This window comes from Microbulbifer agarilyticus, assembly GCF_020171345.1.
Lineage (GTDB): Bacteria > Pseudomonadota > Gammaproteobacteria > Pseudomonadales > Cellvibrionaceae > Microbulbifer > Microbulbifer agarilyticus_D.
Window position 1 is genome coordinate 153,285 of record NZ_JAIUZM010000002.1, and the last position, 24,977, is coordinate 178,261.

Sequence of the window (24,977 nt, forward strand, 5' to 3'; positions counted from 1 at the left end):
TCAAGGGCTCATAATTTTCACAGATAGTTTAAGAGCATGGTATTTTTCATGGTATTCCCAATGATCAGGAAAATAAGTCATTGAATATAAAAGATGATAATGGCTTATTGATAATCGAGTGGGAATAAGGCTTGAACGTTTAACCTGGGGCCTTCGGATCCCGGGTTAGTCTTGGTGCGGCAGGTTAGGGAGGATCAGGACCGATTAGGGTTTAGCACCGTTGGGTGTGCTTAATGCTCTCAGGTTTTCCAGCACTCTTTCGGCGCGGCTGATGTTGCCGCGCAACTCCATATTTTCCGGTGCGAGGGTGTGCGCTTCCCGCCATACTGCCAGCGCCTGTTCGATTTCCCCCTGGCTGTATAGCTCATTGCCACGCTGCAACGCGGACTCCAGTTGAGCGCTCACCATCGAATCAAAGCGTGCCTGCAGAGTCTGCAGTTCAGGGTGGTCGGGTGCCTGTTGTTCCAGTTCGGTGAGCTGTTGACGTGCGCTGGGCAGGTCTCCGTTATCCAGTGTCTGTTCCAGTTCCGCTGTAGGAATGGGCTGCGCACTTGCGGGAGAGGGTTTGCGGGCTGCGACTTTTGTACGCCGAGGATTTCGTTTGCGCAATTGGTGGTTGGCTTCTGTGAGGCTTTGTTCTAGCTGTTCTTTGTTTTCTTTATCCTGTTCAAGGTCGTCGCCGTACAGGGCTTTGGCGACTTTCAGGCCGCTCTGGGCCAAACCGTAATCTTTCCGCAGCAGCGCCAGCTCCGCGTATTTCTGCAGTTCTTCAGCAGAAGCGCGTCGCTTGCGGTTGAAATTTTTTAACTCCACCCAGGTCAATACATCGCGACCCTGCAGTTGCTGCAAGCGCTTGTATGCGTCGATGTCTTTTAACAGTTGTTCGCCTTGGTGGATCGCGATTTCCATGCGGACGCGTTCACCCCGCAGTTTGCGACGCTCTTGAAATTCACCATAGGCGGCGGTGAGTACCGGGCTGGTGGGCAAAACAGCAATAGCGCCCTCGAGCTGCTGAGCTGCGCGATACCATTCGTTTTTCCGCTCGAGGCGGCTTGCAGATTCCAGCACTTCTCGTTCAAAGCGATGCAGCTCACGGCGTAATTGTCGTAGTTGTCTCTGTTGAGATGGCGATGGCGCGTTGAGGCTTTGCAGTTGGTCGAGTTCGGTCGATTGCTGGCGGACGCGCTGCGCTGTTTCCGCAGGAAAACCTTCGAGTGTTGGTTGTGTGGTGGGGACCAGACTGCAGGCAGGGAGCAGTGCCGCCATTGAGAAGCAAAAGAATAACCGCGTGAGTGTTATTCGACAGTTAAGCATGGTCGACGGTTTTTTCATCCTGTTGCGCGTTAAAGCTTTTGCGCAATGCCTTCAGGTGGTTGCGCAGCTGCGATCTTCCTTCTTTAGATAGGTCATCGACGGAGTAGATCTGCACAGGTGCGGATTTGCCGCGAATCTTAATCGATTGGCCCGCTTGAGCCACAATTCGGCACTGTAAATTATTGTGCAGCTGCTCGCGAATAATAATTTGATCGGGCTCAGCTTCACTGCACAGGCGAGAGGCCAAGTTTACGGCATCACCGACCACCGTGTACTCCATCCGGTCATCAGAACCCAGGTTGCCTGCCAGCATTGTGCCGGAATTAATGCCGATGCGGAAATGCACTTCCGGCTTGCCTTCTGTCAGGCGCTGCTGATTCAGCTCTGCCGCCAGCTGCTGAATCAGCACGCCACAGCTCACCGCGTTAAATGCGTGGTCTGAATCGTCTTCGGCGACACCAAAAACCAGCATGGCGCAGTCGCCGATAAATTTATCGACCACACCGCCGTGCAACGCACAAGCGTGGGAAATATACGAAAAGTATTCGTTAAGCAGCCCGGAGACCTGGCTCGGTTCCAGTTTTTCCGACATGGCAGTGAAGCCGCTGATGTCGGCAAATAGTACGGTTGCCTCGATGGGGCGATCCACCAGGCGGACTTCATCGAGGTTGGCGAGTACCTTATCGGCAACGCTTTTCGACACGTAGCGGGAGAAGACCTGTTCCACCTGCGACTTTTTCAGAAGTCCTGCGGCCATATTGTTGAAGCCTTCAAACAGGTAGCCGAGTTCGTCATTGCGGCGCTGGTCGATGCGGGTGGCGAGGTCACCACGGCCGATGGCCTCGGTGGCCTTCATTAAATGATGAATCGGCAGGGAGAGTCTTCGGCTGAGCCAGTAGGCGAAAAGGGAGGCCAGCAGTGTCATGGCCAGTGTGGCGTAGATGACGGCTTCGCGGGCCTCGGCTGCAGCCTGGTCCATCAGGGAGGCGGACAGGGTGATGACTACCGAGCCGGCCCGTACGCCCTGATAGTTGGCGGGCGCGATAAAGCTGATCAGGCGTTCACTGTTGCCATTATCATCCACGCCAAACCACGGGTGGGCGATCACGGCGTTCGATTCGAACAGGGTTTTGCCCAGGTTGGGCAGGCGGCCTGTGCCGGAGAGAGGCTGGCCATCGTGGGCATAAATGGCGGCACCCAGGATTTTCTCTTCTTGCCCCAGATTGCTCGTGAGCATCTGCAGGTTGAGACCATTCTCGGAGAGAATGGGTTCGCTGGCCTGCTTGGCGAGTTGCAGCGCCATGGCGTTGCCAAATTCATCCAGCTGGGTGCGGATCAATTGATTCTGATTGTCGCTAATCACTAGACCGAGACTGGTCATTCCCACCACTAGTAGGAGGGTCATGACCAACGCCAGTTTGAATGCGATGGGGACGTGGCGCGGCAACAGCCGGGCCAGGCGCACGTGCAGACCGCGGGCGAGTGTTCGCAAGTTGTCTTTGGTCTTAATGATCAACGGGTGCGCTCTATTTAAATCTTGTTGGCCGTGTGACTCTGGGAGCCGGGACACAGACTATACCAGCTCTTTGCTGTTAGCTCCTCGCTCGTTTGTCGTGAGTAGGTGGTTTCCACCGGAGAATTTAGCCCATTTTGGCCCGGGAGAGGTTCGTATCGCTGTCGGCGAAGATGAAAAAACCGGCCCGGACTGATAGTATCCCGTCGCTGTTCGCGCTGCTGGGCGCCCGAAATGGCATCAATTTGATCCGATATGCCGTTTTCTGGCGCCAATGTTAGAAGCCTGTTCCAAGCTGTGTCTCGGATGGAGGCAGAACATCGAGTCTTTGCACCGGACTACTTTATTCCATTTTTGATAATGAGTATCATTTGCGCACTGTCTGTAATAAAGAAACGCAAATGAGAGTGGGAATTCATGCAAGCTAAATCTTTTATCCGCAAGCCTCGCAATCTCGGCATGGTGCTGGGCCTTGTGGCACTGCTGGGTGCAGGCCAGGTTTCCGCGAATGGGGAAATCGGCGATCACGTGAATGATCTGAAGTCCCATCTGGGGCAGTACTCAGAAGAGGTGAACTGGCTGGTCGGCAAATTTGGCGCTGTCGTCGATACCTACGAAGAGAAAGGGCAAAAGGGCACCAACACCAATGCGATGCTCGAGTACTGGGAAGAGGTCGATTTCCACTCCGCTATCGAAACCAGTTATGTACCCGTTTACGCCAACATCTGGCAGGGCATTTTCGGCGTAAAACAGGCGATTGATGCCGGCGCACCGATTGCCAAAGTACGTGAAGAACAAAAGAAGCTGAACCAGGCCCTGTGGCAGGCGCTGGGCGCCGTTAAGCTGGCCTCCCAGTATCAGGAAAAAGGTCTGCTAGCCAAGGTTCAAACCACTGAAACCGAGCCCACCACGGTGCCTGAGACCCTGGACGACATTAAACATCGCCTGGATCGCGTGGTCGCCAAATACGCAGAAAAACTGCCGGAAGCCGCCACCAGCATCGTTCACGACACCTACCTGCATCGCTTTGAGGGCGTTGAAGGTGTTCTGATCGAACAGGATGCTGATCTGGTGGAAGATCTGGAAAAAGACTTCAACGTAACCCTGCCGCAGGCCATTGACGGCAAGTCCAGTGTTGACGATGTGCGCAAGGTCGTTGAATCCATGCAAGCAAAACTGGATCGCGCGAAGGATCTGGTGGCTGCCGCAGAGAAAAAACGCAAGGACGTTTTTTAAGGTCTTCATAGAAGCCACAGTTAGATAGAAGCCACAATTCATTCCACCAGGGAAAAGCGGGGGGCTTAATTGCCCCTTGCCGAGCTTGTGAATTTTCGATTAAGGATTATCCGTGCAGCGCAGAGCTTTTTTACGTAGTGCCTGTTTGAATAGTTTTGCTGCGGCAGGTGCCCTGGGGGCCCTGCCGTTTCCTGTATTTGCATCTGATGTAGCGGGTGTAAGACCGGATGCGGTGTCCGTCGATCAATTGCCGCCGCTGGAAGGGGACCTCACCCTGTATCTGGGGCGCGGGGAAGGCGGGCTATATGAAAACGTCCTCGATGCGATTCGCAAGCGCAATCCCAAGCTCAATCTACAAGTCCGCCGCGGTGTCACTGCGGCGCTGGCTAATACCATTGTTGCCGAGTCCAAGGCGGGCGTGCGGCGGGCAGATGTGTTTTGGGCGGTAGACTCCGGAGCCATTGGCCTTGTCGCCGATGCGGGCCTGGCGCGGCCATTGCCGGCCGATGTTACCGAAGCATTGCGCCCGGGGTTCCAGTACCCGCAGTGGGCACCGGTGACTGGCCGTATTCGGACCATTCCATACAACACCGAGCGGGTGGCGCGCGCGCAAATTCCGGATAGCGTTATGGCGCTGGCGGATAGCGACTTTGCTATTGGCTGGGCGCCGGCCTATGCCTCCTTCCAATCCTTTGTCACTGCCATGCGTTTGCTTGAGGGCGAAAAAGCCACGGCAGATTGGCTGCGCGGAGTAAACCAGCGAGCCAAGAGCTACGCGGGTGAACTGGGTGTGGTAATGGGCGTGGAGCGCGGCGAAGTGGATATCGGCTTTGCCAACCACTATTACACCCTGCGCCTGAAAGCCGGCAAACCCGATGCGAATGTCGACTTGGCGTTTACCAAGAATGACGCGGGTTGCCTGGTGAATGCCTCCGGCATTCTGGCGTTAAGCGAAGGGGATCTGCCGATCAACTTCATCCGCTATCTGCTGACCCGCGAAGTGCAATCTTACCTGGCGCGTGAGGCCTACGAGATTCCTCTCGTCAATGGCGTACAGCCGCCGCAAGGCTTGCCACCTCTGAGTGAGATTTCGCCGCCCAAGCTGGATCTCACCAAGCTGGCTGATTTGCGTCCTACCTTGAATCTGATGCGTCGCACTGGGGTGTTATGACCCATTGGCCCCGGTCCTATCCGCTGGCCGCGCTGATCGCGCTGCTGGCTATCCTGCCCATCGGTGTGTTGTTCGACCTCGCGGCGAGCGAGGCGCAGTTTTTCGACGCGCACAATTTGCGCGTGCTCACCAACACCCTGCTACTGATGGTATTTACCGTACTGGGCTCGGTGCTGATCGGCGTACCGCTGGCGTTTGTAACCGCTTACGTGCAATTTCCCATGCGCAGGCTCTGGCTGGTGATTCTTGCCGCACCGCTCGCTATCCCCAGCTATATCGGTGCGTTTACGATCTATGCGGCGTTTGGTCGTGGTGGTGAAATTCACAATTTGCTGGGAATCCCGTTACCTGCGATGGACGGTTTGCTCGGCGCCTCGCTGGTAATGATTCTCTACTCTTTCCCATTCGTGATGCTGACCACCCGCGCTTCCCTGTTGAGTCTGGATGCGAGCCTGGTGAACGCGGCGCGCACGCTGGGCATGTCTCTGGGAATGAGTCTGCTGAGGGTCGTCTTGCCGCGGGTTGCTACCGGAATTGCCGCCGGCGGATTACTGGTGGCCCTCTATACCCTGTCCGATTTTGGTACGCCGGCGATTATGCGGCTGGATACTTTCACCAGGGTGATCTTTGTCGAGTACAACGCATTTGGTTTGAGCCAGGCGGCGATGCTGTCCCTGCAGCTGCTGGCAATCGTCGGGCTGGTGCTGTTTTTGGAATCCCGGGTGCGCGGCAGTCGTGAGAAACCCGGTCGTCACCTCACGCTCTGGCCCAATGGCTGGCAGCGTTGGCTGATTGGTGTGGCGGTTTCCCCGGTGATTCTGCTGGCGGTAGTGTTACCTCTCGCTATTTTCGCAGTGTGGCTTGCGCGCGAGGGCAGCGCGGGTTTTGACCTGCGCTATGCGTGGAATTCGGTACACGCTTCGTTCCTCGCTGCGGTATGTGCGGTGGTGCTCGCGATTCCGGTCGCGCATGCCGCCATTGCCGGTCGTGCGGGCCGCATCATGGAGCGGGTGACGTACTTTGGATTTGGTGTGCCCGGTATCGTAATGGGTACCGCACTGGTGTATGTGGGCCTGAAGCTGCCGTTTCTGTACCAGACGCTGGGTTTGCTGGTGCTGTGTTACGTATTGCGATTTTTGCCGCTGGCGGTCAGCTCTGTCCGTTCAACCGCCGAGGGTTTGGATTCAAGTCTGGTAAAGGCGGCGCGTGTACTGGGGGCCAGCCCCCGGGAAGCGTTTCAGCGGGTTACGTTACCCCTGACCATGCGCGGTATGATTGCCGGCGCCGCACTGGTGTTCCTTGAGGCTATGCGGGAGCTGCCCGCTACGCTGATGTTGGGGCCCACCGGGTTCGAAACCCTGGCTACCTACTTGTGGCGTGTATACGAAGCGGGGTATTTTGGCCGCGCAGCCATTCCCGGCCTGCTGCTGGTGTTGATGTCAGCACTGGGGCTGGCGCTGATGTTGTCCGGTGAGCGCCGGGCCGAACTCGAAGTTTCTGGAAAATAGTCGCGATAATGCTGAACGTTCGCAACCTGTCTGTTGATTACGGTTCCACGCGCGTGGTGGACAATCTCAACCTTGCCCTGGGAAAGGACGAGGTGTTGATGCTTGTCGGCCCGACAGGCTGCGGCAAAACCACCATTCTGCAGGCGCTGGCAGGTTTGATCCCGGTAACAGAGGGTGAGATTTCACTGGGTAACTGGTGTTCAACCTCCACGCGCCCGGTGCCACCCGAGAAGCGCAATGTCGGCATGGTGTTTCAGGATTTCGCCCTGTTTCCCCACCTCTCCGTACAGGAAAATGTGTGCTTTCGCCTAAAAGATACATCGCTGGCAGATCACTGGTTGAAGCTGCTGGGACTGGAGGCGTTCCGTCAGGCCAAACCCGCCAGCCTTTCGGGTGGACAGAAGCAGCGTGTCGCCCTGGCTCGAACCATTGCGCACCAGCCCGCGTTTATTCTTCTCGATGAGCCGCTGTCCAATCTGGACGCGGCACTGAAAGACAGTTTGCGCTGGGAAATCCGCGAGGCGCTCAAAGCCGCCGGTATCCCCGCGATCTGGGTTACCCACGACCAGGAAGAGGCACTTTCGGTTGGTGACCGTGTGGGAATCCTCAACGGTGGCAAGTTGGAGCAGTTGGACTCTCCGGAGAAATGCTTCGCCGAACCTGCCAGCCGTTTCGTTGCACGATTTCTGGGGGAGGCAAGTTTTCTCCCCGGGGTGCTCGATGGGCGCCAGGTAACCACCGACCTTGGCCCGGCACCGGGCATTCCGATCGATGGTGCCCGTGGAGAGGTTGATCTACTTCTGCGGCCAGACGATTTGTCCCTGGTGCCATCTGAAATTGGCAATGGAGTGGTGGATTGGGTGCGCTACGAGGGCTGCTCGCGCCTGTATGCGGTGCAAGTTGGCGACGGCGTGCAGCTCAAGGTACGTACCAGTCACGAAGTGCAGGCCGAGCCCGGCGCGCGCGTGCAAATGGGGATCACTACAACCCACCCCCTGGCCGCGTTTCTCAGATAACCTCGCCCAACCTGTTCCCGTTGGTATTCATTGGCTTGAAGGCAACGGGGCTGGTCTTTGCTGTCTCGGCGCCTAATCTCTTTTATACGCTCTTCCTTGGTGCCCGCTGGTTGACCAGTGTTGGGCGCCTGTGCGGTATGTGGGCAAGCCGCTTACTTTTCACCAGTTAACTAATTAAATGCCAAAAATTTTTAGCCCTTTGGGGCTAGAGGGAAAAGCTTTCCACAGCGCGGTGTGAACGAATACTGCTAGATAGTTACGAGAGAAATTTGTCAATCCTGATTTGAAGTTTTTTGTAACCTTTTGATTTCTAAAGAGAAAAACTATTTGGTTAAATTTTCTTCACAAACTGGTTACAACGGACCATGGGGGCTGGCGGCGTTTTCCCGGGTGTTGTTAACAGAGATATCCACAGATTCTGTGGATTGTGAATAAAAAAAGCCGGCAGTTGCCGGCAATTGTGCTACCAGGTTAATTCCGCACCTGAAGTTTGGCCTCAAGCACAGAAACCAGTCTGATCAGCGGAAGGTCAGTTCGACGCGGCGATTTTGTGCGCCGTCAGATAGTGCGGCGATAATTAGTGGGCACTGTGCACTTTTTTGTTGGGCGTCAGAATTGATGGCGAAAGCTGATCAGCGCTGCGGTAATTGCCACATTCAGGCTTTCCACGTCGTTCTTCATCGGGATGCGAATTTTATGGGTGCAGGACTTTTCCACCGCGGGGCTTACGCCGTGGGTTTCATTACCCAAAACGAATACAGTGGGCGCACTGGTATCCAGCGTACCCAGGGTGTCTTGCGCGTGTGAGGAAAGCGCGCAAACGCGCGCACCCTGTTCACCGAATTTTTTTAGCACGGGTGCCAGCTGATCACAGCGTAAAATACGGGTCTTAAACAGCGTGCCCACACTGGCCTTGATTACCAGAGGGTCTATTTGCGCACCGCCTTTTTTCGGCAGCAAGATTCCATCGATACCGCCTGCACACGCCGAGCGAATAATCATTCCCAAATTTTGCGGATTGGTGATGCCGTCCAGCGCGAGTAACTCAAAGTGTTTGTTCTGGCTTTCTTTGAGGAAAGTATCGGCACTGCCGTATTTCGGTAGCGCCAGGTCCAGTGCTACGCCCTGGTCCTGTTTGGCATTTTTTGAAATGCGAGACAGGCCTTTGCGGTCCCAGTGGGCGACCTGAATACTGCGTTCCTCGGCCAACTGCTCAATGCGAGAAATCAGCTGGTCCTTGCGGTTACTTTCTGCCAGGTGCAGCTTGTGCACGGGCAGGCTGCTGTCCTCCAGGGCTTCAAGAACCGGCTTGCGCCCATAGATGGTGAGCAGGCTGTCGAAGAACGCGCGTTTTTTCAGGTATTCGGGGGAGTCGGTCACGGTTACGGTTCGTCAAAAATGGATTGCAGTTGTCGGCGAGCATCTTGGCTCAGGCCGGCTTTTTCCGCCAGAGGCAATGCAGCTTTTCCGAGCGCGCGATACATTTCGGCAAGCGTCGCGGCCTGGATGCCAGACGTGCTGTCGGAGTCGTTGTTGGTTGTGCTGCTTGATTCCGCCAGTTGATGTAGCGCTTCGATCTGTCGCGCCACCGTTGCGACATCGCCACGTACCAGCGGACCGGTAAGCGCCCTGGCCGGCCCCAGGGCAAAATTGTTTTTTACTGTCTGTACCACAATAGGTTCGAGCAGCGTCATCGCGCTTTTGTTATCGATACCGGCGGCCTGGAAGACCTGCAGGCTCAGATCCATAAGTACGGTGAGATAGTTACAGGCCATTACTGAGCCCGTGTGGTACAGCACCTTTTGCGATGGGCTCAGGTGAATACAGTTACAGCGCAATGCCGTGAATGCCGGCTCAAGAACATTGATCACTTCTTCGCGGCCTTCCAGGGCTACAGTGGAGCCGGGAAGATCCGCGAGCGAGCGTTTCGGGTCGGCAAAGCTGTGTACCGGGTGCGCGCTGGCGAGCAGATCTACGCCACTGGCGGCAAGCACAGAAGCGGGTAGGGCACCGCTACAGTGAAATAACATCAGGGGCTTGCTCACCAGAGACTGATGCCGCGCAATGATTGGGGCCAGGGCGGCCGCTGTGGATTCAATTTGATCGTCGGGCACCGCCAGCAACCAGACTTGTGCATGGGGCAGCTCGTCCAAATCTGAGACAGCCGTGCCCGCGCCGATAAAGTCCTGGGCTTCGTGGGTGTTTGCCGCGCTGCGACTGAACAGGCCGGCAATCTCGAACACGCCGTTTTGGTGCCAAAGAGCGGCCAGCGTGCGGCCGAGTTTACCCGCGCCTACAACATTAAGGGAGAGCAATTAACTGCCCGCCAGGCAGGCCACATACGCCGCGGTGGCATCCGCCAGGCCCATCTGGATGGCGTCGACAGTCAGTGCGTGACCGATAGAGACTTCCTGCAACCCAGGTAGCGTCCGATAGCGGCGCAGGTTGATCAGATTCAGGTCATGGCCAGCGTTCACACCGAGCCCGAGGTGGAGTGCGTGCTCCGCTGCGGCACAGTGTTCGGCAAAGATCTTCTCAACATGGCCGGATTGATGGGTGACGGCTTCGGCGAAAGGGCCGGTGTACAGCTCGATACGATCGGCGCCGACCTCTTTGGCCAGGCTGATCTGGCTTTTGTCCGGATCCATAAACAGGCTTACCCGGATACCAGCGTCTTTGAGTTGCTGGATGATGGGCACCAGGCGCTCGCCGTCGCGGGTGAGGTCAAAGCCATGATCGGAGGTGAGCTGGTCGTTGCTGTCGGGTACCAGTGTGCATTGTTGCGGTTTAGTTTCGAGCACCAGTGGCAACAGGCCGGGGTAGCTGCCCATCGGGCCCGCGAATGGGTTGCCCTCTACGTTGAATTCCACCGAGCGTGCAGCGCACAGCGCGGCCAGGTTTCGCACATCATCGGGGCGAACGTGGCGCTGGTCCGGGCGTGGGTGCACGGTGATGCCGTGGGCGCCGGCATCCAGGCAGGTGCGGCCATGAGCGACCACATCGGGATAGTTCCCCTCGCGGGAATTGCGAATCAGGGCGATCTTGTTCAGGTTGACGCTGAGTGCAATCACTGGGCGTTTTCTCCGCTGTCCGAATCTTTTCGCTTCGCCTTCAGTATACGCACCGCCATGTTGGGTGCGTCGGGAAATGCGCGATGTTGGCCGCGGGGTTCTGCGGCGATTTGCTGTACGACACCCATTCCCAGCAATACCTTGCCAAATACGGTGTAGCCGGGTTTATCGGCGCTACCGTCGAGGCGGCTGTTGTCCACCAGGTTAATAAAGAACTGGGAGGTGGCGCTGTCGGGAACGCTGGTGCGTGCCATGGCGATGGTGCCGCGCTGATTGGAAAGCCCGTTGTCCGATTCGTTCTTGATCGGATCGTCTGTCGGCTTTTCCTGAAAATCAAAGGTAAAGCCGCCGCCCTGGGCCATAAAACCGGGGATTACGCGGTGAAAAATGGTGCCATCGTAAAATCCACTGTCCACGTACTTCAGGAAATTTTCCACGGTAATGGGCGCTTTATCGGCGTACAGGACCAACTCAATGGTGCCGAGGTCAGTTTGCAATTCCACTCGAGGGTTGTTGGTAACCGCCAGTGCCAGGCTGGAGAGGCCCAGTAAGAGTGTGGCGAGGGCGGTTTGGATTAAGGTGCGAAAGGGCGTAAGGCGTTTCATAATCTCTTCCATTAGCGAACACAAAAAGGCCCGGTCAGTGACCAGGCCCGGAGAGCCGACTAGGGATTCTACCCGTAGCCTCGCGTGTAGGGGAACTCGCGTGTAGGCGAAAGAGGAATCAGTTTGCCCACTCGGAGTGGCGCTTACGGCGGCGCATATGCGGTGCAATCATTGCGATGAGCGCCCCCATTGCAACAGAGAAGGCACCGTACATATAGGTTTTGTGTGCGTCGCTGGAGGACAGGCGCTGGATTTCTGCCTGATCCATAGACTGTTTCTGTTTGAGCAGCTCGTGCTGGTTGAGCAGTTTCTGGTGGCGCTGGTTAAGGGCAACAGCATCCGAGGACAGTGCCTTCAGATCCTTGAGTTCTTTGGCCAGGGCCTGGGCGCGCTCCTGCTCAATCTTCAGGGCGGTGGACAGTTTGGTGTTGTCCTCTTCGAGGCGACGTACCTCACCACCGAGGTCGCCCTGCAAGCTTTCGATATGCTGCAGTCGTTGTTGTGCCTGTGCCAGTTTAATTTTGGCAACCGGCTTAGACTCCAGATATTGACGACGCACCCACCCCTCTTCACCACCGGGTGTGCGCACCTGTGCCCAGCCCGTGTCTGGGGAATCTTGCAGTAGGGTCAGTTTGGTGCCGCTGGGCAGGCCGCGGTGCAGAATGCGGAATTCGTTACCCTGGCCGGAGCGCATCGGGACATGCAGCTCGTCGGTAATATAGCGTTCGGAGCTAATGGCCAGTGCTGGGCTAGCGGCGATGGCGAGCAGGGTTGAGGTGACGGCAGTAGTGAACAGTTTTTTCATGGCCAGTAAAAATCGAACTCGAAAATCTTGTTTTGGTTTTGCTGGTGCGCTTAAGGCAGAACCAGCTTGTAGGGCTTAACGGTGACCGATGCGTAGACGCCGGCACTCATATACGGGTCGTCGTCGGCCCAGCTCTGGGCTTCGGCCAATGACGGGAACTCGGCAACCACCAGGCTACCGGTAAAACCGGCTTCGCCCGGCTCTTCACTGTCGATGGCGGGGTGTGGCCCGGCGATCAGCAGACGTCCCTCGTCTTTCAGTGCGGTGAGTCGCGCGATATGCGCAGCGCGCGCGGTTTTACGCAAGGGTAAGCTGTTTTCTACATCCTGACTGATAATTGCGTACCACATAAGCTGTGTCGTATTCCTTAGTTTTTTATGTTGTTGAGTGGCCGATCGGTCTGTATACAGTGCGCAGTGGGTGCTCGGCCTTATTTACTGTTGCACCATAATTTCTTCCAGTGAAAGCCCGGTCAGTTTGCCGATACGACGGAACAGGAATACCAGCACCAGCATTAAGATAATGGTGGCGGGCAGGGCAATTACCGGGAAGCTGAGGGCTGTCATCTTGCCCAGTTCTTCATTGAACGCTTCGGTTCCGGGGGGGCTTTGCAGAAGTACTTCGGCCAAAATGTAATTCAGTGTGGACGACAGGAAAAAGGAACCGGCAATCATCCAGGATGCTTGCTGCAGGGTTCGTTCGAAGGCGGTCTCGTTGCCATTCACGGAAAGGTGGTCGGCGATCTTACCGGTATCGAGTATGCGATCGTTGTAAATCAGCGTGCGCACCAGCGGCCAGCGGGTGTATAGGCTGGCGATCGTGGCCACACCGAGTAGTCCGGGAATTGCCGCTTCTTTAATGGCGATGTACTTGGCGTCCAGCTCTAGCAGGCTGATACCGCCGGTCAGCAGGATACTGATGACGCCCAGGGCGGAAAAGAAGTTGACCTTGCCGGAGCGCAGCAGGTCGCGCAGCCCGTAGATAAGGGGGAAGGCCAGCGCTACGACGATCGCCCACTTGGTGCCCAGCCAGTCATCGCCGGACAGCTTGGTAAGAATCAGCGTGGGGATCACGATATTGAGCAGCAGGTTGCCGAGCAGGCTTTCCTTGTGCGCGGGTTTCTGCGCTTGCTGCACAGAACTCTTGCCCGCAGTTTCGGGCTGAGGGGCAACGTTCGTCGTATTTGAGTGTGTTTGTTTGCTATCGGTCATGTTCTGTTCCGGTGATAATGCCCGCTGGCTGACGATACAGCTGTCAGTGGCGAAGTTGCTTTCCCCAGTAAGGGGCCTTATCCCTGAAACCGGCAATCCGGTTAGCCCGGCAGGTCTTAAAACCTGTCGGCCGGCGGCACTTACTGCGCCACCACATGGCCTGCGCAGGATTCCAAACCTGCAACTCTCTGTGACAGCAACCGTTCTCGATGGTTCCGTTTAACGGTGACCAACTGATCTCGCAAAAGTATGGATCTTGCTATGTACACTGCCCGACCTGTTGTGACCGACGATGCTATTTCTGGTCAGGTCGACCTACACTGCCACAGCACTGCGTCGGACGGTATTTTAAGTCCTGCAGCGCTGGTGTCGAGGGCCAAATCCGCTGGTGTGACGCTGTTGGCGCTAACCGACCACGACACCGTTGGCGGGATTGCAGAGGCCAGTCAGGCCGCCGCCGAGCAGGGGATCACCCTGTTGCCTGGCGTGGAGTTTACCGCATGCTGGGGGCGACGGGTGGTTCACGTAGTCGGGCTCAATGTTGACTGTACGTCCGCAGCCCTCGCCGAAGCGGTGTCAGTACGCGCGGCACTGCGTCGCGAGCGAGCGATGGAGATTGCCCGTCGCCTCGAAAAGCGGGGGTTTGCCGGCGCGTTTGAGGGGGCTCGGCACCTGGCCAGTGGTGATGAGATTGGTCGCCCGCATTTTGCCCGCTGGATGGTCGCCGAAGGGCATGTAACGGATACGGCGAAGGCGTTCAAGCGCTATCTGGGAGCCGGCAAGATCGGTGACGTAGCGGTCCCCTGGCCGGATCTCGGAGCAACGGTCGCGAGTATAGAGGCCGCTGGGGGTGCAGCGGTACTGGCGCATCCGCTCAAATACGGTTTGACGCGCACTCGCCTGCAGGCGTTGTTACGCGATTTTCAGCAGGCCGGTGGCACTGCGGCGGAAGTGGTATGCGGCCAGCAAAATCCGGTGCAGACCCGCGAAATCTTGCAGCTGTTGGCGCAGGCGAGTAACGGTGAACGGCCGCTCCTCGGTTCACTGGGAAGTGATTTCCACCAGCCTGACCAGCCCTGGCGAGCACTGGGTTGCGTACGCTTGCCGGCGAACGTCGAGCCCGTATGGAATCTGTGGCAAACTGGCGCCAGTAAATAGTATTCGGGCAGGGTGCGCCCTGTTCACATTGGCAAAGGGGGTATTAATGGCGCAATTCTTCCAGATTCATCCGGAGAACCCGCAGGCGCGGCTGATCAATCAGGCCGCGGATATCGTGTCATCGGGCGGTGTTATCGTGTTCCCGACGGACTCCGCGTATGCGATCGGCTGTCGATTGGGAGAAAAAATGGCGGTGGAGCGCATTCGCGCGCTGCGTCAGCTGGACAAGGACCACAATTTCACGCTGATGTGTCGAGACCTGTCTGAGCTCGCCACTTACGCCAAGGTGGACAATCAAATGTTCCGCCTGTTGAAGAACCACACCCCCGGTCCCTACACCTTTATTATGCCGGCGACGTCCGAAGTGCCCCGCCGCCTGGCCCATGCCAAGCGCAAGACCATTGGTTTGCGCGTTCCAGATAACCCAATTGTACAGGCCCTCGTCAGCACCCTTGGTGAGCCGCTGATGAGCTGTAGCCTGATTATGCCCGGTGAAGAGCAGCCGCTGACCGACCCTTACGACATTCGCGATACCCTCGAGCATCAGGTGGAGCTGGTGATCGATGGTGGTTTCTGTGGCTTTGAGGCGACCACCGTGGTGGACCTTACCGGCGACGATCCAGTACTGGTGCGTCAGGGTTGCGGTGCAATAGATGAAATTCTCGGCTGACCCTGATGTATAATCGCGCGTTTGGCCTGCCCGAAAGGTGGTCAGTTAGTCGGTCAAGCTGGGTTCGGTGAAACAGTGTCCATTGAAGATTTACAAGAAACGGTAGAGGTGGCCCCCGTTGAGGATGAGGCCGCGCAGGCGCCCGTAGCTGCCTCAGAGCCTGCTGCCGAGCCCTCAGCGCAAGTGGCTGAAGAGCCCTCCGCGGAAGTGTCCGAAGAACCGTCTGAGGTGTCTCCTGAGGCACAGGATTCTGCCGCCCCCGATGCTGGGCCGCGCCAGGGCGAGATGCCGTTTGCCATGGTGGAAGGCAAAGCCTTCACCGACCTGCCGAGCGATCTGTACATTCCACCGGATGCGCTGGAGGTTATTCTCGAGGCCTTTGAGGGGCCTCTCGACCTGCTTCTGTATCTTATCCGCCGCCAGAACCTCGATATTCTCGAGATCAATGTGGCTGAAATTACCCGCCAGTACATGGGCTACGTGGAGATGATGTCCTCCATGCGCTTCGAGCTGGCCGCGGAATACCTGGTGATGGCGGCGATGCTGGCGGAAATCAAATCCCGCATGCTGCTGCCGCGTCCGCCAGAAGCGGAAGAGGAAGAGGGCGAAGATCCGCGCGCCGCACTGATTCGCCGCCTGCAGGAATACGAGCGTTTCAAGACCGCCGCCGAGGATATCGACGAGCTGCCGCGGGTGGGCCGTGATATTCATCAGGCCAGCGCCAGTGGGCCGGATCGCAAGTTGACCCGTCCAGAGCCTGAGGTGGACCTGAAAGAGGTACTGGTGGCCCTTGCGGACGTGTTGCGTCGTGCGGACATGTTCGAAAGTCACCAGGTGGAAAAGGAAAAGCTTTCCACCCGTGAGCGTATGACACAGGTGCTGGACTCGATCAAACACCGTCAGTTTGTGCCATTTGTAAACCTGTTCCGGGTGGAAGAGGGACGCCTGGGGGTGGTGGTTACCTTCCTGGCCGTGATGGAGCTGGTGAAGGAGTCCCTGGTAGAGCTGGTACAGAACGAATCCTTTGGCCCTATCCACGTGCGTGCCCGCGGTGAGGTTGCCGATGGAACCGAGCCAGGGGTTGATGAGACGGAAACCGAGTATGGTGCGGGGACTGTTGCAGACACTGAGGGTGCACTGGAAACTGAAATACCCGCGGAAAATCGCGGTGAAACCAAAGATGGCCGCTACAGCTACGAGTTTTCGTTCGCCTCCGAAGCTGACGCACAAGAGTTTGCGTCTCAGGCATCGGAGCCCGTAGACACGCCGGATGCCGGTGACGATGTCGAGCCGGAACAAGAATCGAGCAGCGCAGCTCGAGTACGTCCTATATCGCTGTTCAGCGAAGAGTGAGTGAAGCGAATAACATGAGTATCGCCCCGGAATTATTGCGCCGGATCGTGGAAGGCGCGCTGATGGCGGCGGGCCAGCCGCTGTCGGAAGATCGCCTGCTTTCCCTGATTGACGAAGGGGAGCGCCCCGAAAAATCTGAGTTGAAGCAGGCTCTGGAAGAAATTGCTGAAAGCTGTGCCGAGCGCGGCTTTGAGCTCAAGCAGGTGGCCAGTGGTTGGCGCTTTCAGGTGCCTGAGGAGCTCGCGCCCTGGGTCAATAAGTTGTGGGAAGAAAAACCCCAGAAGTACTCCCGTGCGACCCTGGAAACCCTCGCCATTATTGCCTACCGCCAACCGATTACGCGTGGTGACATCGAGGAAATCCGCGGTGTTGCCGTAAGCTCGCATATCGTTAAGAGCCTCTCCGAGCGGGGCTGGATCAAGGTTGTGGGCCAGAGAGATGTGCCCGGTAAACCCTCGCTGTATGCCACCACCCGAGAATTCCTCGACTACTTCAATCTGAAGAGCCTCGACGACCTGCCGACGCTGGCGGAAATTCGCGATATTGAAAGCCTGAACGCCGCGCTGGACCTGGGGGATGGCGCGCCGGCCCCTGAGGGTGACGCGCAAGCTGCCGAGGCGGGTGCAGAAGATGCGGCAGAAGCGGAAGTCGCAGACGAAACTGTGGCAGAAGACGCTGGTGAAGCAGCGGCTCAAGACGCGGATGAGCACTCGGACGAGGTTGCGGACGAACACATCGATCACGACATCGACGAAGACGCTGATGAAGAAATCGACGAAGAAACCGATGAAGAACCCGTAGCGACGTTCTACGAGGGTGCGCAAAGTAAAGGCCTGTTCGCGGCAGCCGACGAAGCCGCTGCCTCGCAAGTAGAAATCGCGGAGGACGACAGCGAGGTCTACCCTGAAGAGGCGGCAGCAGACGAAAACGTGCTTGCCGGCGAAGAGGAGAGTGCAGCGCAGGACCTTTCAGAAGAACCCGTCACACAAGAGCTGACCGCCGAGGAACCAGTTGCAGAGGACGTACTTGACGAAGGCGACCTGCAGCAAGATGCGCAGGCGGAAGAGAATCTGCAGGATGTTGCCGAAGGCGACGGGCAGGATGAAGATGAACAACAATCCCCGGAAAACCTCCATTCATGAGTAATGAAGCAGCGCCATTGGGCGAAAAACTGCAAAAAGTATTGGCCAGGGCTGGCATGGGTTCGCGCCGGGAGATGGAGCGAGCCATTGAGGCCGGCCGGGTCACCGTAAACGGCGAAGTCGCCGGACTCGGTGAGCGGGTCAGCGAAGACGACCAGATCGAATTCGACGGCAAGCACATTTCCGGTGGCGATGAAAACCGCGTACGTGTGATTCTGTATAACAAGCCCACGGGAGAAATCTGCTCCCGTCACGACCCGGAAGGCCGCCCGACGGTGTACGATCGGCTGCCGCGCCTGAAAAGCGGGCGCTGGATTTCCGTTGGGCGTCTGGACTTTAATACCAGTGGTCTTCTCCTGTTCACCAATAGCGGTGAGCTGGCCAACAAACTGATGCACCCGTCGTCGGTCATTGACCGCGAGTACCTGGTTCGTATTCAGGGTGACGTGGATGACGACATGAAAAAGCGCCTGACCAAAGGCGTTTTGCTGGATGACGGTCAAGCACGATTTACCGATATCGTGGAAAGCGGTGGTGAAGGCACCAACCGTTGGTTCTACTGTGTCGTGATGGAAGGGCGTAACCGCGAGGTGCGTCGTTTGTGGGAATCACAGGGCGTGCGCGTCAGCCGCCTGAAGCGTGTGCGTTACGGCAGCGTGTTTATTCCGTCGCACGTACGTGTGGGCCAGTGGATCGAAATGGAACCCAAGGAAATTGACGACCTGTGCGTTACCGCGGGTTTGCCGAAGCTTGGCCAGCGCTCGCTGACCCAGTCGGAAAAAGAAATTCTGCAGCGTCAGCGTCGCAAACTGCGCAAGTCGCCGGTGCCAGCGGGCGGGCGTGCGCCCAAACGCAAGAGCCGTTGATTGAGCGCTTATAGAGATGAAAAAGGCAGCCAATCGGCTGCCTTTTTTGGTTGTTATGCGCGCAAACTGCATGGTGTTAGGGTTGAATCTCTTGTTTTGGCTCGCCCAGTTCGTCGCCGCTGCTATCCGGTGACTCAACGTCGTCACCCTCGATAATCTCGTTTTCCATGCCCGGATCGATATTTTCCGGCTCAATATTGCTGCCCTCTGAAGGCGGCGCGTCGCGGGTGTCTACCGGCGGCGCCCCCGCATTGGCCTCGGATTCCACCAGCGTCTTGAGTTTGTCGAGGCCTTCGGCATAGGACTCGCCAACCATTTTTGAAACCATCAGGCCCATCCAGCGCGCTATGGGGCTGCCGCCCATGTCGGAACTGAATGACCAGGTAACGTTGGTACCGCTACCCTGAGGTTTGAGGGTGAACTCTGCTTTGGCTTGTCCCTGAGTACCGAAGTCGAGATCGGTTGCAATCCGGGAGTAGGGCTCACTGGCGGTAATGGTCTGGGTGCCATTGCCCACGTTGGGATCTTCGCTCTTCCAGTGCATCTCCGCGCCTTTTCCTTCAGGGCTCCCGGTATAGGTGTACTCCGTGCTCGGATCAATCTGGTACCAGGGCGACCATTTGTTGAAATTCTGGAAGTTGTTCAGGTAGGGGAACACCACTTGTGGAGGTTCGGCGATATACACGCTGCGCTCGGTGGTCGCCTCGCGCGGAAACAGAAAGCCGGCCAGTACCAGCAGAGCCAGGAAAATCAGAAGGTACAGTAACCAGCGCATGGCGGACTCCCTGTAGGAAAGGTGCAAGATATCTGCGTCGACGACTGGCAGGGGCAAATATGGTGCCGTGCGGGTGGCCGATAGCTCGACAAAGTGTACTGGCTGGAATTGTGGTTCGCCAGTCGGCATTTGGCGCGAATATTTTCCTGGCTCGGGCTACATCTAGAAACCGCTATCTAAGGTAGGCAAGGTGATTTTTACCTTCAGGCCGCCCTGTTCAGCGTTGCATGCCTCAATATTACCCTGGTGCTGGGCCACGGTGCGCTGTGCGATGGCGAGCCCCAAACCAAACCCTCCACTCTCGCGACTGCGGGCTTCATCGGTGCGATAGAAGGGGCGGAAGATCGCGTCCAGTTCGGACTCGGGCACGCCGTTACCGGAGTCGCTAACCTGAATTTGGCAGTGACCCGGCTCGGTGGCGTTGCCGGTCTGAGCGGTTGTTTTTGCCGGAATACCGGTTACGGTCACGGTAGCCTGGCCACCCGAAGGGCTGTATTTAATGGCGTTGCGGAGAATATTCTCTAATGCAGCGGTGAGCGAACTGCCGCGTGTGGCGACCAGTAGTTCTGTGTCGTCGAGGCGCAGGTTGATGGAGACTTGCTTTTGTTGCGCCTCATCTTTGAGCTCGTCGCAAAGTGCCGCCAGCAGGCTGTTGATTTCCACTACGTCGTCCAGCGGCCGCTGATTGTCGCCACTGACGGGTAGGGAAAGTATGTCGGCGATGATGTCTTCCAGATAGTCCGCGGCTTTGCCTATTTTGTCCAGTTCCGGGTCCAGGGCCTGAATGTTTTTCTGGCGGGCAATGGCGAGCGCCACCTGCAGGCGCGCGAGCGGCGAGCGTAATTCGTGGGAGACATCCTTGATGAGCCGGCGTTGCTCGGCCATCGACTCCTGCAGTTGTGCCGTCATCAAGTCGAAATCCGCGGCCAGCTCACCCAGTTCGCGGCCATGGCCGTGTAGTGAGGGTGTTACCCGGTAGCTGAGGTCGCCCGCAGCGACCCGTCGAGTCGCCACGCGCAGGTTATCGAGGGGCTTGCTCAGATAGCGTGCCAGCAGGTAGCAGGCCAGTCCGGAAGCCAGCGTGGCAAGTACCAGGATTGGCCAGAAACTACGCAGGATAAAGCGCAGTACGAGTTCTTCTTTGCTTTTGCCCGCCATGAACACCACGCGCAGAGTTTCGCCACCGCGTCGCTGCACGAAAAAACCGATACTGGGTTTTTTATCCACGAGCCCGTGGGTTTCGCGGTTGCGGTAATTCAGACTGGCAAAAAGAGGGGCCATGTTTCTCGGGATGGGGCGCTGTAGTACTTCCTGGCCGAATGCGTCGATGGCGTATATGCGCTGTTGAATCTCTTTCGGTTGTTGCCCCAGCCAGTGGCCAAAGTGCTCTGTACCGTGTCGGCGGGTTATGCGCAGGTTATGAGTCACTTCTCGGAACAGTTCTACGCCTTCCCAGCGATCCTGCTGTGCCGGGTCGCCAAACTCGCGGATGTGGGTGATGTACACCGCAGCCAATACCATAATGACCGCGGTCAGCCAGGCTCCGAAAAAGATTCGTCCAAACAAGCTGCGCATGGTCTATCCCTGAGAGCGGGTGAGCATATACCCCGCACCGCGGATATTGATAATCAGTTCGCGGCTGGCTCCCTGTTCACCCAGCTTCTTGCGGATATTACTGACGTGCACATCGATCGAGCGGTCGTAGGGCATTAATTTCCGCCCCAGCGCCTGCTCGGTGATGATTTCCTTGCTGACAACCTGACCGGAGTTCTCCACGAGTACCTTGAGCACGGAGAATTCCGCACCGGTCAGGTTTACCGGTTGGTCGTTCCACTGGCACTGGTGCTCTCGGGGCAGCAGGCGCAGTGGCCCGCTGACGAGCACATCGTCGCTCGCGTCTTTTTCTTCCACGCGCCCGCGCCGCAATATGGCGCGCAGTCGCGCCGCGAGTTCGCGTGGATTACAGGGTTTGGGGAGGTAGTCGTCGGCGCCCATTTCCAGGCCTACGATGCGGTCTACCGTGTCGCCTTTTGCGGTCAGCATCACCACCGGCAGGGCGTGGCCGGGATTATTGGCATCTTCGCGCAGCTTGCGCAGTACCTCGAAGCCATTGTGCACGGGTAGCATCACATCCAGTACCAGAGCGTCAAAGCCTTCACCGCGGGCCAGCTCCAGACCGCGACCGCCGTCGTTGGCGACCGTCACCTGAAAGCCTTCTCCCAGCAGAAACTCCTCGAGCAGCTCGGTGAGTTCAATATCGTCATCTACCAGCAGGATATGGCTCATGGGGTGGAGTCTCTTTATTTGCGCGGCGGCACTGAATTACGGGAGGAATTATATGCATAGTGCCGGGGCTATTCGGGAAATGATATCGCGTGTTTTACCGTTCTTAACAAATGTTTACCTGCTTTATCCCCTATTTACACTGCACGAGCCTAGTATGCATCTACCGACTGGGGAAACACGCAAACTCACAGGCCAACCGATTAAGCCGAAACCCAAGGTTGCCTTACAGCACAGCGAAATTTGAGGAATCGAATATGAAACATCTCGTTATAAATAAATGGAAAGCTTTGGCCGGTACTGTGGTTCTCGGCGGCGCATTAGCAGCCTCCGGATTGGTCATGGCATTCCCAGAGGGCGACAGAGGGCACGGATACCACAAGGCGAGCCATCACAAGGGTGGTGACCACTACGAGCGCATGTTTGACCGGCTCGCGGAAAAGTTGGAGTTAACCGAGGGCCAGAAGGCGCAGGTAAAGGCAAATCGTGACGCCGGCAAGGAGGCGCGCGAGGCGGACCGCAAGGCCATGCACGAGGTGCGCAAGCAATTGAAAGAAGCCATTGATTCCGGTGCGGACCAGGCCACGTTAAATAGTCTGGGTACCAAGCTCGGTGAGCTGGAAGTGCGCAAGATGCAGCGCAGAGTTGAGATGCATAAACAGTTCGAAGCGATTCTCACGGATGACCAGAGGGCCAAAATGGAGCAAATGAAGGCCGAACGCAAAGCCCGCTGGGAGCAGCGCAAAGAGCGTCGTGCAAATAAGCAGTCAGACTAAGCGCTTCGTCTCCCTCAGTTTTTAGTCAGTCATACTCTCTCGCTGTTGGACTGATCGGTCTATCAGCATTGGGCTCGCCGGCCCCAACCCCAACCGCCGGCAGAGTCCTCATCCTGATGCCCCTGTCTTACAGGGGCTTTTTTGTGCCTGACAATGTACCTCTAAATGTACCCCCAAGATTGTCCCTGCGCCTTGCTGAACCCGGCTATTGTTGGGAAAATGCCCGCCCCATGGACACCCGCCCAAGCGGCAGGGTGGTTTTGAGTAGTTGAGGAGACACTGTGAGTAAGATCGGCCTGTTTTACGGTAGCGACGAGGGCAATACCGAAGGGGTGGCCCAGAGAATCGCCGCGCGCCTGGGAGAGGACCGGGTAGACATCCACGATATCGCGGATGTCACACAGTTGGAGATCGCCGACTACGCGCAGCTGATTCTGGGCATCCCAACCTGGGATTTCGGCCAGATCCAGTCTGACTGGGAAGACTTCTGGGAAGATGTACAGGAGATCGACTTTACCGGTAAGACCGTAGCGCTGTTTGGCTTGGGAGATCAGTTCGGCTATGGCGACTACTTCCTGGATGCCATGGGCATGTTGCACGACGTCATTGTCGCCAATGGCGCCACCGTTATCGGCTACTGGTCTACGCAGGGGTATGAATTCGAAGCATCCAAGGCTGAAATCCCCGGGCAAAACCTGTTTATGGGACTGGCCATTGACGAAGACCAGCAGGAAGAACTGACCTGCGGTCGACTGAATGAATGGTGCCAGCAGATTGCCGTCGAGTTTGATCTGGAAGGTGGTGCCGAGAGCGTCACCCAGCTCGAGGACTGACAGGCTAATGGATCAAACCGAAATGGCGAAGCCGTCTGACTCCGGTACGCTCGCGCTGCAAGATTTCTGGCCGTGGCTCTCCGATCACTGCAACTGTATTTTGCGTGCTGGTACACCGGACGTAATCCTGTACGATCACGATGATTTCCACTGGCGTTTCACCGAGGAAAACCCGCGCACGCTGCTGGTTCAGTTGGTGCGTGGCAAGCGCCTGATCGGAGAGGTGTTTATTGAACCGGATCTGGTTTCTGAGGTGCGGATTACCCCCGGTGACAAAGATGAAGTAATTTTCGACCTGATGGCCGAAGCCGATGGCGAGGAGCAGGTGATGTATTACTTTGTGATGGCCCACGGCTACGACGGTCACGCGCAGCCAGAGCCTACAGTGCGGCACGGCAGGTTGCATTAACTTCCTGGCGAAGTCTCTGAACCTGCCGGACCGACTGTGATCAGGCCAGTAGGCCGCGCAAGACTTCCCGGTACATATCTTTTACCAGATCCAAATCTTCCGCTTTAACGCACTCATCCACTTTGTGGATGGTGGCGTTCACTGGGCCCAGCTCCACAACTTGTGCACCGGTTGGCGCAATAAAACGGCCATCGGATGTGCCTCCCGCAGTGGACAGCTCGGTTTCCCGCCCGGTCACTTTTCGAATCGCCGCCTGCGCGGATTCAACCAGCGGGCCGGCGGCGGTCAGAAAGGGTTGTCCACTCAGGTTGAAGTTGGCGTCATATTTGAGCCCGTGCTTATCGAAAATAGCGCGGGCGCGGCTTTCCAGTTCTTCTGCAGTGGTTTCGGTGGAGAAGCGCCAGTTGCACACGACCTTTACTTCGCCTGGAATCACGTTGGTGGCACCGGTGCCGCCGTTGATGTTGGAAACCTGGAAGCTGGTGGCCGGGAAGAAATCATTGCCCTGATCCCACTCTTCGGCAGCGAGCTCTGCCAGTGCCGGTGCCAGCGTGTGTACCGGGTTTTCAGCCAGGTGCGGGTAGGCCACGTGGCCCTGAATACCGAATACGGTCAGTTCCAGCCCGAGCGAACCGCGGCGGCCATTTTTGATGACGTCGCCGGCGAGGGCGGTACTGGATGGCTCGCCAACCAGGCACCAGTCGATTTTCTCGTTGCGCTGTTCCAGCCATTCCACCACTTTTACGGTGCCGTGTTTTGCGGGGCCTTCTTCATCACTGGTAATCAAAAAGGCGATGCGGCCTTTGTGGTTGGGGTGTGCGGCGACAAACTCTTCACAGGCGACGACCATGGCGGCCAGCGAGCCTTTCATATCGGCGGCGCCACGGCCGTAGAGCATACCGTCGACGATTTTTGGCTCGAACGGCGGGATCTGCCAGTTTTCTTCCGGTCCGGTGGGTACCACGTCGGTGTGGCCGGCGAAGGCAAACAGTGGGCCTTCTTCACCGCGCACAGACCAGAAGTTGTCGGTATCACCGAAGCGCAAGTGTTCGGTTTTGAAGCCGATTTTTTCCAGGCGCTCCAGCATGAGTTGCATGCAGCCGGCATCTTCGGGAGTTACTGAACGGCGACTAATCAGGTCGCAGGTTAATTGTACTGTCGGGGTCATAGGGTGCTTCTAGCTCCGAGATATGTGGAGCGTTGTTCCTGTATTTGGGCGGGCGGCTGCCGTCACTCCGAGGGAGGTCCGGCAGCAGCCAGAG

The 24,977-nt window shown here is 57.2% G+C and carries 24 protein-coding genes and 1 pseudogene; 12 read left to right on the forward strand and 13 right to left on the reverse strand.

Annotation, left to right across the window (positions count from 1 at the left end; all coding sequences use genetic code 11):
* Positions 1-204: 204 nt before the first annotated feature.
* Both LCM31_RS07855 and LCM31_RS07860 read right to left on the reverse strand, forming a co-directional pair.
* The gene (locus tag LCM31_RS07855; RefSeq protein WP_224868940.1) at positions 205-1,266 is read right to left on the reverse strand and encodes a tetratricopeptide repeat protein; all 1,062 of its coding nucleotides are present in this window, start codon (positions 1,264-1,266) and stop codon (positions 205-207) included.
* Positions 1,267-1,306: 40 nt separating this feature from the next.
* Positions 1,307-2,830: an adenylate/guanylate cyclase domain-containing protein gene (locus LCM31_RS07860; RefSeq protein WP_224868943.1), complete on the reverse strand. Its 1,524-nt coding sequence runs from the start codon at positions 2,828-2,830 to the stop codon at positions 1,307-1,309.
* A gap of 414 nt (positions 2,831-3,244) precedes the next feature.
* Between LCM31_RS07860 and LCM31_RS07865 the strand changes: the two genes are divergently transcribed.
* From LCM31_RS07865 to LCM31_RS07880, 4 genes are all read left to right on the forward strand, one after another.
* The gene (locus LCM31_RS07865) at positions 3,245-4,063 is read left to right on the forward strand and encodes a hypothetical protein (protein WP_224868945.1); all 819 of its coding nucleotides are present in this window, start codon (positions 3,245-3,247) and stop codon (positions 4,061-4,063) included.
* Between the two features lie 112 nt (positions 4,064-4,175).
* Positions 4,176-5,234, forward strand: a complete 1,059-nt coding sequence (locus tag LCM31_RS07870; protein ID WP_224868947.1) for an ABC transporter substrate-binding protein — start codon at positions 4,176-4,178, stop codon at positions 5,232-5,234.
* A complete protein-coding gene (locus LCM31_RS07875; RefSeq protein WP_224868949.1) occupies positions 5,231-6,742 on the forward strand; it encodes an ABC transporter permease in 1,512 nt (503 codons plus the stop codon). Before LCM31_RS07870 ends, LCM31_RS07875 begins: the two co-directional genes overlap by 4 nt.
* Positions 6,743-6,750: 8 nt before the next feature.
* The gene (locus LCM31_RS07880; protein ID WP_224868951.1) at positions 6,751-7,758 is read left to right on the forward strand and encodes an ABC transporter ATP-binding protein; all 1,008 of its coding nucleotides are present in this window, start codon (positions 6,751-6,753) and stop codon (positions 7,756-7,758) included.
* Between the two features lie 609 nt (positions 7,759-8,367).
* On the opposite strand, the gene LCM31_RS07885 is transcribed toward LCM31_RS07880, so the two are convergent.
* The 7 genes from LCM31_RS07885 to LCM31_RS07915 all read right to left on the reverse strand — a co-directional run bounded on the left by LCM31_RS07885 (position 8,368) and on the right by LCM31_RS07915 (position 13,450).
* On the reverse strand, positions 8,368-9,138 hold the full coding sequence (locus LCM31_RS07885) for a TrmH family RNA methyltransferase (protein ID WP_224868952.1): 771 nt from the start codon (positions 9,136-9,138) through the stop codon (positions 8,368-8,370).
* Positions 9,139-9,140: 2 nt separating this feature from the next.
* Positions 9,141-10,073, reverse strand: coding sequence for a Rossmann-like and DUF2520 domain-containing protein (locus tag LCM31_RS07890; protein ID WP_224868954.1), 933 nt, complete (start codon positions 10,071-10,073; stop codon positions 9,141-9,143).
* Entirely contained in the window at positions 10,074-10,829 is a 756-nt protein-coding gene (locus LCM31_RS07895) for a pyridoxine 5'-phosphate synthase (protein ID WP_224868956.1), read from the reverse strand. It abuts the gene before it with no gap.
* A complete protein-coding gene (locus LCM31_RS07900; RefSeq protein WP_224868958.1) occupies positions 10,826-11,434 on the reverse strand; it encodes a peptidylprolyl isomerase in 609 nt (202 codons plus the stop codon). The genes LCM31_RS07895 and LCM31_RS07900 overlap by 4 nt, the downstream gene beginning before the upstream one ends.
* Before the next feature lie 118 nt (positions 11,435-11,552).
* The gene (locus LCM31_RS07905) at positions 11,553-12,239 is read right to left on the reverse strand and encodes a TIGR04211 family SH3 domain-containing protein (RefSeq protein WP_224868960.1); all 687 of its coding nucleotides are present in this window, start codon (positions 12,237-12,239) and stop codon (positions 11,553-11,555) included.
* Positions 12,240-12,289: 50 nt separating this feature from the next.
* A complete protein-coding gene (locus LCM31_RS07910) occupies positions 12,290-12,589 on the reverse strand; it encodes a YciI family protein (RefSeq protein WP_222229100.1) in 300 nt (99 codons plus the stop codon).
* A gap of 84 nt (positions 12,590-12,673) precedes the next feature.
* A complete protein-coding gene (locus tag LCM31_RS07915; protein ID WP_224868963.1) occupies positions 12,674-13,450 on the reverse strand; it encodes a VC0807 family protein in 777 nt (258 codons plus the stop codon).
* A gap of 261 nt (positions 13,451-13,711) precedes the next feature.
* On the opposite strand from LCM31_RS07915, the gene LCM31_RS07920 reads away from it, so the two are divergent.
* The 5 genes and pseudogenes from LCM31_RS07920 to rluB all read left to right on the forward strand — a co-directional run bounded on the left by LCM31_RS07920 (position 13,712) and on the right by rluB (position 18,639).
* On the forward strand, positions 13,712-14,608 hold the full coding sequence (locus LCM31_RS07920) for a PHP domain-containing protein (RefSeq protein WP_224868965.1): 897 nt from the start codon (positions 13,712-13,714) through the stop codon (positions 14,606-14,608).
* A 46-nt stretch (positions 14,609-14,654) separates the two neighbouring features.
* On the forward strand, positions 14,655-15,278 hold the full coding sequence (locus LCM31_RS07925) for an L-threonylcarbamoyladenylate synthase (protein WP_222229094.1): 624 nt from the start codon (positions 14,655-14,657) through the stop codon (positions 15,276-15,278).
* A gap of 228 nt (positions 15,279-15,506) precedes the next feature.
* Positions 15,507-16,334 (forward strand): annotated as a pseudogene (locus tag LCM31_RS07930) (segregation and condensation protein A); the annotation flags it as partial.
* A 311-nt stretch (positions 16,335-16,645) separates the two neighbouring features.
* Complete coding sequence (gene scpB, locus LCM31_RS07935; RefSeq protein WP_224868968.1) at positions 16,646-17,773, forward strand: SMC-Scp complex subunit ScpB; 1,128 nt, start codon at positions 16,646-16,648, stop codon at positions 17,771-17,773.
* Positions 17,770-18,639, forward strand: coding sequence for a 23S rRNA pseudouridine(2605) synthase RluB (gene rluB, locus LCM31_RS07940; RefSeq protein ID WP_224868970.1), 870 nt, complete (start codon positions 17,770-17,772; stop codon positions 18,637-18,639). The genes scpB and rluB overlap by 4 nt, the downstream gene beginning before the upstream one ends.
* 76 nt (positions 18,640-18,715) lie before the next feature.
* On the opposite strand, the gene LCM31_RS07945 is transcribed toward rluB, so the two are convergent.
* From LCM31_RS07945 to LCM31_RS07955, 3 genes are all read right to left on the reverse strand, one after another.
* Positions 18,716-19,414 (reverse strand): SRPBCC family protein, encoded by a 699-nt coding sequence (locus LCM31_RS07945; protein ID WP_224868972.1) that lies wholly within the window; start codon positions 19,412-19,414, stop codon positions 18,716-18,718.
* A gap of 162 nt (positions 19,415-19,576) precedes the next feature.
* Positions 19,577-20,989: an ATP-binding protein gene (locus LCM31_RS07950; RefSeq protein WP_224868974.1), complete on the reverse strand. Its 1,413-nt coding sequence runs from the start codon at positions 20,987-20,989 to the stop codon at positions 19,577-19,579.
* Between the two features lie 3 nt (positions 20,990-20,992).
* Positions 20,993-21,700, reverse strand: a complete 708-nt coding sequence (locus LCM31_RS07955) for a response regulator transcription factor (protein WP_224868975.1) — start codon at positions 21,698-21,700, stop codon at positions 20,993-20,995.
* Between the two features lie 254 nt (positions 21,701-21,954).
* On the opposite strand from LCM31_RS07955, the gene LCM31_RS07960 reads away from it, so the two are divergent.
* The 3 genes from LCM31_RS07960 (at position 21,955) to LCM31_RS07970 (ending at position 23,715) form a co-directional block, all read left to right on the forward strand.
* Positions 21,955-22,473 (forward strand): Spy/CpxP family protein refolding chaperone, encoded by a 519-nt coding sequence (locus LCM31_RS07960; RefSeq protein ID WP_224868977.1) that lies wholly within the window; start codon positions 21,955-21,957, stop codon positions 22,471-22,473.
* 281 nt (positions 22,474-22,754) lie between these two features.
* The gene (fldB, locus tag LCM31_RS07965; protein ID WP_224868979.1) at positions 22,755-23,306 is read left to right on the forward strand and encodes a flavodoxin FldB; all 552 of its coding nucleotides are present in this window, start codon (positions 22,755-22,757) and stop codon (positions 23,304-23,306) included.
* Between the two features lie 7 nt (positions 23,307-23,313).
* A complete protein-coding gene (locus LCM31_RS07970; protein ID WP_224868982.1) occupies positions 23,314-23,715 on the forward strand; it encodes a hypothetical protein in 402 nt (133 codons plus the stop codon).
* 40 nt (positions 23,716-23,755) lie between these two features.
* Here the strand turns inward: LCM31_RS07970 and dapE are convergent, their stop codons facing one another.
* The gene (gene dapE / locus LCM31_RS07975) at positions 23,756-24,883 is read right to left on the reverse strand and encodes a succinyl-diaminopimelate desuccinylase (protein ID WP_224868985.1); all 1,128 of its coding nucleotides are present in this window, start codon (positions 24,881-24,883) and stop codon (positions 23,756-23,758) included.
* Between the last annotated feature and the right edge of the window lie 94 nt (positions 24,884-24,977).

Excerpts from the sequence above, each read along its gene's own strand:
- LCM31_RS07855 (WP_224868940.1), bottom strand. The coding sequence starts at position 1,266 with ATGGCGGCACTGCTCCCTGCCTGCAGTCTGGTCCCCACCACACAACCA.
- LCM31_RS07865 (WP_224868945.1), top strand. The coding sequence starts at position 3,245 with ATGCAAGCTAAATCTTTTATCCGCAAGCCTCGCAATCTCGGCATGGTG.
- LCM31_RS07875 (WP_224868949.1), top strand. The coding sequence starts at position 5,231 with ATGACCCATTGGCCCCGGTCCTATCCGCTGGCCGCGCTGATCGCGCTG.
- LCM31_RS07880 (WP_224868951.1), top strand. The coding sequence starts at position 6,751 with ATGCTGAACGTTCGCAACCTGTCTGTTGATTACGGTTCCACGCGCGTG.
- LCM31_RS07900 (WP_224868958.1), bottom strand. The coding sequence starts at position 11,434 with ATGAAACGCCTTACGCCCTTTCGCACCTTAATCCAAACCGCCCTCGCC.
- LCM31_RS07905 (WP_224868960.1), bottom strand. The coding sequence starts at position 12,239 with ATGAAAAAACTGTTCACTACTGCCGTCACCTCAACCCTGCTCGCCATC.
- LCM31_RS07910 (WP_222229100.1), bottom strand. The coding sequence starts at position 12,589 with ATGTGGTACGCAATTATCAGTCAGGATGTAGAAAACAGCTTACCCTTG.
- LCM31_RS07915 (WP_224868963.1), bottom strand. The coding sequence starts at position 13,450 with ATGACCGATAGCAAACAAACACACTCAAATACGACGAACGTTGCCCCT.
- LCM31_RS07920 (WP_224868965.1), top strand. The coding sequence starts at position 13,712 with ATGTACACTGCCCGACCTGTTGTGACCGACGATGCTATTTCTGGTCAG.
- LCM31_RS07925 (WP_222229094.1), top strand. The coding sequence starts at position 14,655 with ATGGCGCAATTCTTCCAGATTCATCCGGAGAACCCGCAGGCGCGGCTG.
- scpB (WP_224868968.1), top strand. The coding sequence starts at position 16,646 with ATGAGTATCGCCCCGGAATTATTGCGCCGGATCGTGGAAGGCGCGCTG.
- rluB (WP_224868970.1), top strand. The coding sequence starts at position 17,770 with ATGAGTAATGAAGCAGCGCCATTGGGCGAAAAACTGCAAAAAGTATTG.
- LCM31_RS07945 (WP_224868972.1), bottom strand. The coding sequence starts at position 19,414 with ATGCGCTGGTTACTGTACCTTCTGATTTTCCTGGCTCTGCTGGTACTG.
- LCM31_RS07950 (WP_224868974.1), bottom strand. The coding sequence starts at position 20,989 with ATGCGCAGCTTGTTTGGACGAATCTTTTTCGGAGCCTGGCTGACCGCG.
- LCM31_RS07955 (WP_224868975.1), bottom strand. The coding sequence starts at position 21,700 with ATGAGCCATATCCTGCTGGTAGATGACGATATTGAACTCACCGAGCTG.
- LCM31_RS07960 (WP_224868977.1), top strand. The coding sequence starts at position 21,955 with ATGAAACATCTCGTTATAAATAAATGGAAAGCTTTGGCCGGTACTGTG.
- LCM31_RS07970 (WP_224868982.1), top strand. The coding sequence starts at position 23,314 with ATGGATCAAACCGAAATGGCGAAGCCGTCTGACTCCGGTACGCTCGCG.
- dapE (WP_224868985.1), bottom strand. The coding sequence starts at position 24,883 with ATGACCCCGACAGTACAATTAACCTGCGACCTGATTAGTCGCCGTTCA.